Annotated in this window: 4 protein-coding genes and 1 pseudogene; 1 reads left to right on the top strand and 4 read right to left on the bottom strand. The window is 65.4% G+C overall.

Annotation, left to right across the window (positions count from 1 at the left end; translation table 11 throughout):
• Positions 1-1,300: 1,300 nt before the first annotated feature.
• Positions 1,301-4,708, bottom strand: coding sequence for an RHS repeat-associated core domain-containing protein (locus ABTZ58_RS39355; RefSeq protein ID WP_502996216.1), 3,408 nt, complete (start codon positions 4,706-4,708; stop codon positions 1,301-1,303).
• 740 nt (positions 4,709-5,448) lie between these two features.
• Here ABTZ58_RS39355 and ABTZ58_RS39350 point away from each other — a divergent pair.
• Positions 5,449-7,224: a hypothetical protein gene (locus ABTZ58_RS39350; protein WP_351368096.1), complete on the top strand. Its 1,776-nt coding sequence runs from the start codon at positions 5,449-5,451 to the stop codon at positions 7,222-7,224.
• 103 nt (positions 7,225-7,327) lie between these two features.
• Here the strand turns inward: ABTZ58_RS39350 and ABTZ58_RS39345 are convergent.
• The 3 genes and pseudogenes from ABTZ58_RS39345 to ABTZ58_RS39335 form a co-directional block, all read right to left on the bottom strand.
• Positions 7,328-7,812: pseudogene (locus ABTZ58_RS39345) on the bottom strand (IS5 family transposase); the annotation flags it as partial.
• Between the two features lie 57 nt (positions 7,813-7,869).
• Positions 7,870-8,445 carry a transposase gene (locus ABTZ58_RS39340; RefSeq protein ID WP_351368090.1) on the bottom strand — a complete coding sequence of 192 codons (576 nt, stop codon included), beginning with the start codon at positions 8,443-8,445 and terminating at the stop codon, positions 7,870-7,872.
• Positions 8,442-8,957, bottom strand: coding sequence for a winged helix-turn-helix domain-containing protein (locus ABTZ58_RS39335; RefSeq protein ID WP_351368087.1), 516 nt, complete (start codon positions 8,955-8,957; stop codon positions 8,442-8,444). Before ABTZ58_RS39335 ends, ABTZ58_RS39340 begins: the two co-directional genes overlap by 4 nt.
• Between the last annotated feature and the right edge of the window lie 194 nt (positions 8,958-9,151).

Below are 9,151 nucleotides of genomic sequence, written 5' to 3'. Positions count from 1 at the left end.
ATCGCTGCACGTGCCCGGTTCCCCACCACATTGACCATGATCAACGATCATGGCCCTCGACGTGCCAACGCCAACCATGCACGAGCTCGTTAGGCTGGCTGCCCGGCCCCGCCAAAAGATGGGCCGGTTGGCGAGATGAAGGCCAGCACCGAGTCCACAGCCGACGTTGCTGCCGAAGGGCGTGATCAGGTCCGCGACCACGGAGCTGGCGGTTTCGTGCGAGGGTGTGAGTCGTGTGGCGCTGCGGGTCTAGCGCAGGACGCGTTCCCCGAAGAGGCCCCGTCCACAGCGCGGGCGCCGCGTACGCGAGGGCTGACAACGACCCCGAAGCGGCCACTGACTGAAACTCAACTGGGCCTCTTGGCATGGCGGAGCAATAGCAAACCGAAACCCGCCGCGACCAACGGTGCCACGTGAATACCTGTGAGCCTGGCTCCCATCACAAGCATGACGATGACCGATATAGCCATGACCGTCGCGAGTCCAATGAGGTAGTAAGCCAGAATACGCAGGATTGGCTTTGATTCATTTCTCATTCACATGCCTCACTTCTGGCACCAACGCGCGACAGCAACCATGACTGCCACGACAAGCATTGCCCCCATGAATACAAGAATCTCTCAGCAGCCAGATACCCAAGATCCTTTCCTGCAGAATTCACAAAATGCAGCACTGATACACAACCTCCACACCTTCACAGCGACCCGGCCGCCCTGAGGTGGCACATGACCGTCAGCTCAGGATCAGTGCCACCTCCTTCAATTGACACAGCGGCGGCCGTCCGTCTCCGATCCACGATCCCGCGAAGGGCTTTACTGATCCAGACAATGACCGAACGGGCCAACGTGATCACAGGCAGTTGGCGACTTTAGGGACGCCGGCACACCGTTGAGCGGCCCGCTGAGGCCGCTCTGACGCCGGCGCACTTCCGGGTGTCAGCGAGCGAAGTCAAGTTACGTATTCGGCTCGTCTGTCGGAGGGCAAGGAAAGAACCCAGAAACAGCAGGCTTGAGAAGATGACAGCGAGATATCTAGGCATATGGGCGATCACCATGCCTGCTCCTGTGACGCACCCTGCCACGAAAAGCATTGCAGCGACTCGCCGTCGGATACGCCTCACTTCTGTTGTTTTCGATAGTAGAGGATAATTCCGAACACGCACGCGACGGCGGCGATAAAGATGAGTGGTCCCCACCCTTCGGGAATCCACCACCCTTTACCTTCTGAGGCGATTGGAATCACGAGTTCTCCTCGATGTAAACGGGGCGGCGTTGGGTGACGCCGCCCCGTGCCGGGCTGACTATGACCAGGCTTCAACAGTTTGTTCTTCGGCGAAAGAGCCGGCATACTCGCCGGCCACCATGCAAGGGACAGCGGCAACCGCTGCTCCGGTACCTCCCGTGAGAGCCCCGGCTACGCCGATGCAGGTTCCCTCAACCGCTTTGCCGAAGGCCAGACCGAAGGTGATGCCGGCGGCCCTGCCGAAGTCGCCGTCTAGGGCTGCGTTCCATGCCTTGCCCACGGTTGCTGCATCGTTGCCGAGTGAGAGTGCGTCCAGAGCTGGCCCGAACGACAGCGTTCCGTCGGGGTCGATGCGGTTGACGGGGTCGCCTTCGGCGTAGAGGTAGGGGTTCTTCTCCTGGCCGGAGGGGTCGGGGCTGGTGAAGCGGCCGATGTTGGGGTCGTAGTAGCGGGCCGAAAAGTGGTACAGGCCGGTCGGGTCCTGGAAGCCGCCGGCGAACCGGTAGGGCTGGGAGATCTTCTCGGTGGTGGTGGCACGCTCGACGCCTCGGGGGCTGTAGGCGTAGCTGTTCACCTTGGTGCCGGTCTCGTCGGCGAGCGCGACGACGGATCCGATCGCGTCGGTGAGGTAGTAGTACGACTTGCCCCCGGTCGTCATGGAGTTCAAGGTGCCCCCGGGTTCCCGGTTGAATCCCATGTCGACTCCGGCCGTGGTCTTGGCCGACAGGCCGAGGGGGCCGTTGTGGAAGAAGGTGTCGCCGAGCTTGATGCGCTCGCTCTGGTCGGTGGAGCCGTACTGGCCGGTGTAGGTCTTGCCGGCGACGGTGAGCGATGTCATCTGGCTGTAGTCGGACCAGGTCTCGCCGGTGCGGGTGCCCTCGGGTGTGGAGGCGCCGGCGGTTTCGTTGCCGATCTTGTCGTAGGACCAGTTGGTGGTGGAGCCGTTCTTGGCGGTGATCTGCTGGGCGTCGTTGATGGTGTAGGTGGTGCCGCGGGGGCAGCCGGGGTCGACGCCCTGGCTGGTGAGGTTGCCGGCCTGGTCGTAGCAGTACTGCCAGGAGGAGTTGAGGGTGGTGCCCTTTTCCTCCTTGGCGTAGGAGAAGCGGCCGGCGCTGTCGTAGGTGTAGGTGGTCTTGAGCCCGGTGACGGCGTCGGTACGGGTGCGGATTTTGGTGGCGTCCGTACCGGCGTTGGAGTAGGAGTAGGTGAGGTCGACCAGGGTGCCCTTGGGCGAGGTCGCCTTGATCTTCTCCGGTCGGCTGGACGCGTCAGGGGTGATCTCCTGGACGGTGCCGCCGGGATAGGTCGTCAGGGTCCGGAAGTCGTTGGCGTTGTACTTGTAGGTGGTGGTCTTGCCGGTTGGGTCCTTGAGCTCCACGAGCCTGTTGGCTTCGTCCCAGGTGTAGTCCGTGAGACCGGCCGGGTCCTCGTAGGTGTCGACGTTGCCGGCAGGGGTGTAGGTGAGGATGGTCTGCGAGCCGTTCTGCAGTGTGCGGATCGTCTCCCGGGAGAGCGGGTCGAACTGGTAGGCCGTCACGCCGGTGCTGTCATCGCGCTGCCTGAGGTTGCCGTCGCCGTCGTAGTGGTAGCGCACGGTGGCATTGGTGGAAGACACCAGGATGACGCGGTCGCGGTTGTCATACTGGTACACCGTCTTGATGCCACGCCCGTCGGTGACCGTCTCCGGGCGGCCCTGTGCGTCGTAGGTGTATGTGGTGGTGCCGAGCGGGGCGGGCGGGGTGACCTTGGACAGGTTGCCCTTGGCGTCGTAAGTGAAGGACGTCGAGACGGACTTGGTTGCCGTCATGGTTGTGGTGGCCTTGCAGATCTGGCCTTCGAAACCGCCGCAGGTCGGTGTGGCGGGGTTGTAGTCGAAGGTCCGCTTGCCTCCGCCGGTGCCTGTGACAGCGACGGACTTGGTGTTGCCCGCGGTGTCATAGGTGTAGTCGGTCTTCTCGCCGTCGGCACTGGTGAGCGAACCGGGCAGGTCTGCCCCGGAGATCGTCTGGTACCCGGTCATTGATGCGGTGGCCCCGGTGGGCAGCTCGGCAGAGGTGGGGTTGTTGCGGGAGTCCCAGCCGTAGTCGGTGACGTTCCCGGCCGCGCCGCCCACGCCCATGGCGTCCTCGGCGGTGTCGATGTTGTGATTGGGGTCGAAGGTCTGCTTGCGCGAATGACCGAGAGCGTCGGTGACCTTGGTGACGCCGCCGTCGGCGTTGTGCTCGTACTTGGTGGCGTGCTGCTCGGGGTCGGTGACCGTCGTGATCCCGGCTGCGGAGGGATCGCTGTCGGAGTACGCGTAGGTGTGGGTGGGGCCGGTGTGGCCGGAGCCGTTGAAGTCGGTGGCCCTCAGCATGGACCGCACACGGTTGTGGTCGTCGTAGGTGAAGACCGTGACGCGTCCCTCGGGTGTCGTGATCTTCGTCAGCCGCTGGGAGGAGTCGTAGCCGAAGAGGGTCGCCTTGCCCTCGGTGTCCGTGGTCTTCACCAGGTCGCCGGCTGCGTTGAGGTCGAAGACGCCGGTGCGGCCGGTGTGGTCCTTGGCCTGCCATTGACTCGCGTCGGTTTTGACCAGGTCGATCCAGCGCCCGGAGCGTGTCTCGGTGAGCTTGAAGCCCTTGTGCTCGGCACCCTCGTCGTGCTGGTCGACGGTGATGGCGCCCTTGTTCTTGTCCGTCACCTTGGTGAGCGTGCCGTGCTCGTCGTAGGTGTCCTTCGAGCCGGACTTGCGGTCGGTCAGGGTGTAGGTGCCGTCGGCGTTCTTCTTCAGGTCCTTCGAGTAGCCCTTGGGCGTGGTGAAGGTGCCGTCGGCGTTCTTGGTGAATCGGACGGTGGCGCCGGTGGCGTCGTAGAGAACGACCTCGTTGGTGAAGAGGTGCAGGTATCGCTCGTACTCCTGCCACCACCGCTGGGACACCTTGCCCCACGGTGCGTCGAAGGAGTTGTAGGTCCGCGCCAGACGCAGTTTCTGCCCCACGCCGGCTATCTCGAAGTCGGTGGCGGCAAGCATCAGGTTGCCGGTGGAGAGGTTGAGTCTCGCTACTAGCGAGTCGGTGATCCGGAACTCGCTGAATTTGTGCCAGGGCACCGCGCCCTGGTCCTCCGGGACGTACACCGTCGCCGCCGCTTGGGTCTGCGCTGAGGCCGACGGCGCCTTGGACGGGTTGTTGGTCTCACCGGTGCGGGCGCGCTGCTTCTGTTCCGCCCGCCACGCGGCCTGTTCCGTTGTCGGCTCGAGCTCGGCCTCCCCGGGTACCGGTTTGTTCGTACCGACCTTGACCGGCGGAACCTGGAAGTCGGTCTTCTTACCCCACGCCGAGGTCGGGCCCGGATCGTCGGGTGTCGGCGCGGCAGATGCCGACGATGTCGGAGCGATCAGCGCCAGCGTGGCCAGTCCGGCAACAAGCCCATAGCGCAATGATTTGCGACCACGTCCGACAGACGTGCCGAAGGCACGTGGATACATGCATTCCCCCCACAGGAAGTCAGACCCGACGACCCCAACGGTCACCGAGGCCTCACAACCTGTCACGAGAAGCACACAAGTCAGCGTGCTATGCCCGGAAACTTTCTTCCCATGCGGCACGGAATCAGCCATACCTCTTCTGGCTGCTTCCAACCTTGTTAACTCAGTAAACTGGATAATTGCAGCACATACCGGCGCTATCCGAACCTTACGCGCCCTTTCTTGAACGACCGAAACGGAAAGCATTGACCGGGAGTCGGGCGCTTCCTGGTAACCGCTGACCGCTTTTTGGGCAGATCGCTTCTTCTGTAGATCGTTAGCTTTGCATCGGTTTGGCCTACTTCGGTACCGCAAATTGATGTGATTTTTATGCATTCGCAAGTTGTCCTATGGCAAACAAAACGCTTGTGCCGCATGTTGTTCGGCGCATTTCCGGCAAATAAATACAATTTGCGCGGGGTCCTTGATGCCGACCACACAGTGGTCGCCTGTTACTGACTTCGCTGCTTCCATGACGCTCGGGCTCACAACGCTGGTCGTGCTCGGCCTCGTCTGATGGCCGGCCCGGCTGGTCTCGCGCAGCGGACCGGCCGGGTCGCTTCCCCTACACCACTGAGCGATCTGACGGCGCAATTCACCGTTCGGGGCCGGTGGGCGGCCGTTACCGCGTAGCGTCACTCCCACCTATGCAGTGACCAGACGGCCACACAGGGTCGTGCAGCGTGGGAGGGCCGAAGAGCATGGTGAACGCCGGGACGTACTGGCTGTGGCAGCAGCTCGCCGTGAACGAGGCACTGCCGGACGAGGCGCTCCCCACGGTGGTCGAGGCGCTGTGCTCGACCTCCCTCACCCCCTACGGCGTCGACAGCCGCGGCGAGGAGCGCCGTGCCAAGGCCCTCGCGGACGCTCTGCCCGTCTTGCTCGCCCGCGTCACCCGCCCCGGACTGCGCCGCCAGCTCCTTCAGCAGGCCGACGACAAGCAGCTCGCCGAACTCGCCGGCCAGGGCGTCGTTGTGGCCGGCGACCTGCCGGCGATTCTGCGCACCCACCGCCCGACGCCGGGCCTGGTCATCGGCCTGGCCCGCCACCCCGACCAGGTCGACGCCGCGATCGGCCTGCTGTCCGGCATGCACGACACCGACCTCGAGGACGTCGTCACCGACTGGGACCCAGGCCGCCACCTGTACCGGCCGGACGCCGAACCGGTCCCTCCCATCCCTCCGGCGCTTTTCGACGCGGTCCTGGAGCACGCCCTCACCCCGCTCGCCGGGCTACTGAAGGACCCGCAGCACGAGGAATGGCAGTTCGCGCAACGTGTCGACCGTGGCCTGCCCCACGCGTTCGGCGAAGGCGCTCCCTGGCGCATCCTCGCAACCTGCCCCGACCGCTGGCACGACCTGGTCGCACACCCCACCCTCGGCACCGCCGTCCAGCACCTCCTGCTGGACCAGGCCGAGGTGGAGGCACGCCGCAGCCGCATGCTGGCGTCCAGCAGCTCCTCCCTCACCGCAGACACGGACGACGACCCGGCCGAACAGCCCGAGCCGGAGCCTGCTCTCGACACCGCCCTGCTGCGGGCATGCCTGCCCGCCCTGTGCCTGCCGGAGATGGCCGGCCTGCCCGAGCCGGGCGTGAACGCCCGTCACCGGCTCCACCACATCGCCAACCGGGTCCGTTACAACCCCCGCCTCACCGACATCGCAACCACCCAGCTGCAGGCGGCCGCCGACGAATGCGTCCGCCGCGGGCGCCTGCTCACCCCACCGCGCAACGACGACCACAGGCACCGGGCCGTTGCGATCGCCGAGGACCTGGCCCTGCTCAGCACCAACCCCACGCACCTGGCCAAGGCCTGCGCGCTGCTGGCCACGCTGGAACAACCCGCCGTCGTCTCCACCCCACCCAGCCTCCGCCTGTCCTGCATCACCGCCGACACCGACCTGCTCAGTCCGGTCCGTCTCCTGGAGCACAACTACCAGCACCGGCGCGTCGCCGCGCTGACCGCACTCGCCGGCAACCCGCACACCCCACCTGCCGCCGTCACCGACACCCTCCCCGGGCTGCACCCTCTCGAACTCGCCTGGCTCGGCCACCAGAACGACATCCCCGACTGGCTGCACACCGCCGCGGCCGCCCTCGCCCCGGCCGACACCAACAAAGCCGTGCTGCGGCTGCTCACCGACGACGAACTCGACCGCCACCCCGACCCGGCCGCCGTGCTGCAGTCCTGGCTCGACGCCCCCGAATCCGAAGGGCTCTGGTCACGCCGGGACGTCTACCGCGCCGTCGTGAAATCCTGCTACCGCACCCTGGAGCACCTGCGCCAGATCCCCGCCGACGAAATCCTCACCCGCCACGAACCCGAAATCGCCCTGAAGATCCTGCTGGACCACTGCGGGCGCAGCACCGACCGGTGGGAAGCACTCGCCGCCGCCATGACCTTCAACTACGACGGCGAGAAGATCACCTTCGGAGAGCTCCTCGACTCCCTGGCCGGCGCAACCGCAGAAACATAGGAGAACAGCGCCACCGTGCTCCCCACAGCGGGCAGTGCCTCTTGCTCTGTTCCCATGCCTCACCATCTGTGATCAGACAACTACGGCGAGGGCGTGCGCAGACGCTGTCGTGGCGTTGGCCGGGCGTCACCAGGATCGCGAGCGGGCGGCCCTTGCCGTCGCAGGCGAGGTGGATTTTGGTGGTCAGTCCTCCTCGGGATCAGCCGAGGGCGTGATCGTCCGGTTCGTCCGGCCGGTGCCGCCCCCTTTTCGGCCGGTGGCGGCGGCGTGCTGGTGGGCGCGGACGATGGTGGAGTCGATCTGGACCAGCCAGTCGATGTCGCCGGTTACGTCGGCCTGGGCCTGGATCTGCTGCAGGGCCCGGGTGAACACCCCGTCCAGGGCGTAGCGACGGAAGCGGGTGTACACGGTCTTCCACGCCCCGTAGCGTTCCGGCAGGTCACGCCAGGAAATCCCGGTGCGGATCTTGTAGACCATCCCGTTGATGACCTGGCGATCCTCCACGCGAGGCCGGCCCGTCGCGGCCCGCGGTATCAGCGGAGCGAGTAACTCCCACTCCTGGTCGGTGAGTTCATGACGACGTACCACAGCACCATGATTCACCACCCGGATGATCTTTGAAGACGGACCCTACTGAGTTTTTCGTTAGTTCTGTGGTATTTGGGGATGAATAGTCAGGCCGGTGTGGGTGAGGAAGGACCACGGGAGTTGTTCGTTGGAGCAGACTCGGTGGATGCCGCGTTCGGCTGCGTCGGCGACGTCGGCGAGGTGGTCGCCGGCGAGGTTGGCCAGCTCGCGGGTCTTGATGGCCGACCACAGCAGTTCGACCGGGTTGAGTTCGGGTGCATAGGCCGGCAGCCGCTCGAGGGTGAGCCAGTCCTGCTCGGCCACCCAGGCCCGCATGCCCCGGCTCCAGTGGGCGGACAGCCCGTCCCATACCAACACCACCGACTCACCGGCGTAGAAGGTCTTGATCTGTTCCAGCACCTCGATCAGGGAAGTGGTGTCGTAGCTGCCCGGCTTGAGATGGAAACACAGCCGCGGGCCGCGTTCGGGGTCGGCGGCGTGGTAGCCCAGCGCGGCGGCCATCCCGGCTCGTTTCCAGTTCAGCCGGTGCCGCAGAGTAGGGGTGCAGCCGCGGGGTGCATAGGTGCGACGCACCTCGGGCAGCAGCGATACGCCTGATTCGTCGAGGAACACGATCCAGGCACGTTTCTTCACCGCCCCTTTTTGATGCGCGGCCACTCCTGGGCGACCCATCGGGCGATCTCGGACTCGTCCCGCTCGACGGCCTGGCGCCTGGGCCGCTGCAGACTCCACCCCAGCCGCCCGGTCAGCAGGCGCCATACCGAGGCCCGGGCCAGCCTCACCCCGGTCACCCGCTCAACCACCACGCCGACCCGTTCCAGCGTCCACAGATCCGCCTCGAACCCGTGCGCCCGGGCGCCCTGCTCCAGCGCAGTCCGAACCGCTTCGACCTGGGTGTCATCCAGCTTGGGCGGCCGACCGGTGGCCGGGCGCCGCCGCAATGCCTGAACCCCGCCCTGCTCCCACAGGCGTTTCCACCGGCGCACACTCTCGGGATGCATCCCCACTGCCCGGGCAACCTCGGATGAAGGACGTCTCTGCTCGAACAACTCGGCCGCGCGCATGCGACGGGCCTCGGCCAACTGCGGCCGCGTCAACGGCAGAACGGAGACATCAGCAACAGCATCCTGCGGCTTGGAAGACACACCAACATGCTCACACCACCGAAGCTCCTGCACCCACAGAACTAACGAAAAACTCAGTAGTACTCCAGTTGCAGTTCGCTATCTCTGCTGTTCAGAGGCGCCTTCTTGAGTCTATTCGGCTGCTGTGGCGCCTGGTGCCGGAAGTTCGTAACCTCCACCGCAGCGGCGACGGTAGTGGCAGCGTCGTGCGGTTT

The organism is Streptomyces sp. NPDC094143 (genome assembly GCF_040303825.1).
Lineage (GTDB): Bacteria > Actinomycetota > Actinomycetes > Streptomycetales > Streptomycetaceae > Streptomyces.
Note: the sequence above shows the minus strand (reverse complement) of the source record. Positions and strands in the feature narration are given on the sequence as shown.